The organism is Pseudoxanthomonas sp. LjRoot204_2 (assembly GCF_056175765.1).
This window is the reverse complement of the sequence record NZ_JBGFFG010000542.1, coordinates 1-1,966: the sequence shown is the minus strand read 5'-3', so window position 1 is coordinate 1,966 and position 1,966 is coordinate 1. Positions and strand designations below refer to the sequence as shown.

The following is a 1,966-nucleotide window of genomic DNA, read 5'->3' as shown; positions in this document are numbered from 1 at the left end:
CCTTCCAGGCGTTCGATCCCAGCTACCTGCCCATGACGGTCTCGCTCGGTTCAGCGTTCGACTACGTCGACGACGTGCGCATGTATACCCAGTCGGGTGGAGACGCCGGCGGTGCCGGTGGCTGGCATTCGATCAATTCCGTCGCGATCGACCCGGCGGTGCCGCCGGATACAACGCCGCCGGCCGTCACCTCGGTCAGCTCCAGCACGGCCAACGGCACCTACAAGATCGGGGACGTCCTCAGCATCCAGGTAGGTTTCAACGAGAACGTACTGGTTTTCGGCACGCCGCAGCTGACGCTGGAAACGGGTGCCACTGATCGCACGGTCAACTATGCGAGCGGCAGCGGCACCGGTGCGTTGACGTTCACCTACACGGTTCAGGCGGGCGATGTCTCGACCGACCTGGATTACGTCTCGACCAGCGCACTGGCGCTCAATGGCGGTTCGATCCGCGATGCGGCCAGCAACAACGCGGTGCTGACGCTGGCCTCTCCCGGCACGGCCAACTCTCTGGGCGCCAACAAGAACCTCGTCATCGACGGCACCGCGCCATCGGTCGCCTCGGTGACATCGTCGACCGCCAACGGGACGTACCGGATCGGCGATGTCATCAGCGTGCAGGTGAACTTCAGCGAGGTGGTCACCGTCTCCGGAACTCCGCAGCTCACCCTCGAAACGGGTGCCACCGACCGCACCATCACCTATGCCAGTGGCAGCGGCACCAGCACCCTCAGCTTCAGCTACACCGTCGTGTCGGGCAACGCCAGCGCCGACCTGGATTATGTGTCCACGTCGGCTCTGGCATTGAATGGCGGAACCATCCGCGATGCCGCCGGCAACAATGCGACGCTGACGCTGGCAGCACCCGGCGCCGCCAATTCGCTGGGCGCCAACAAGAACCTGGTCATCGACGGCGTCGCTCCGTCGGTCTCCGGCATCGCGGTGAGCGGATCGCCTGCGTCGACCGATACCAGCATGGCCTTCACGGTCACCTTCAGCGAACCCGTCGTGAACGTTTCCACCGATGACTTCACCCTGGTCGGTACGGGATCGGCGACAGGCACGATCGCCAGCGTGTCGGCTTCCAGCGGCAGTTCGATCGAGGTAGGCATCGCGTCGATCACCGGCAACGGCACCCTCAAGATCAACCTCAACGGCAGCACCAACGTCACCGACAATGCCGGCAACAGCATTGCGGCCTACAGCGGCGGCAGCATCCATACGGTCGCCATTCCGACAGCCCCTGCGGCGCCCACCATCGGCACGGCGACCGCCGGCGATGGCCAGGCAACGGTGACGTTCACCGCGCCCGCCAATGGTGGATCGGCGATCACGACCTACACCGCGACCGCCAGCCCCGGCGGCGCCACCGGTACGTGTGCCGGACCGGCCGCATGCGTGATCACGGTGGGGTCGCTCACCAACGGCACGGCCTATACCTTCACTGTCACGGCGACCAATGCCATCGGCACGGGGTCGGCATCGGGCGCCTCGAACAGCGTCACGCCGAAAGCGGACCAGGTCATCACCTTCGCGCAGCCGGGCAACTACAACGTCGGCGCAACGCCGACGCTGACCGCGAGCTCGGACTATGCGCTGGGTGGCGCGACCGGCCTGGCCATCGCTTTCAGTTCGTCCACCACCAGCGTGTGCACGATCACCACGGGCGGTGCGCTGACCTTCGTCGCGGCCGGCACGTGCACCATCGATGCCGACCAGGCCGGCAACGCGTCGACGAATGCGGCGAGCACGGTCACCCGCAGCTTCACCGTCAATGCGGTGGTGCCCGGCGCGCCGACCATCGGCACGGCCAGTGCGGGCAACCAGCAGGCGACCATCACCTTCACCGCGCCGTCCAGCACGGGTGGAAGCGCGATCACCGGCTACACCGTCACGGCGAATCCCGGCGGAAGCACCGGGACGGGGTCAGGCTCGCCGATCACCGTCACCGGTCTGACCAACGG

Annotated in this window: 1 protein-coding gene; it reads left to right on the top strand. The window is 66.5% G+C overall.

The annotated features are described in order from the left end of the window. Positions 1 to 1,966: beta strand repeat-containing protein (locus tag AC04L7_RS17655; protein ID WP_475513561.1), on the top strand; the 1,966-nt coding region annotated here is incomplete at both ends.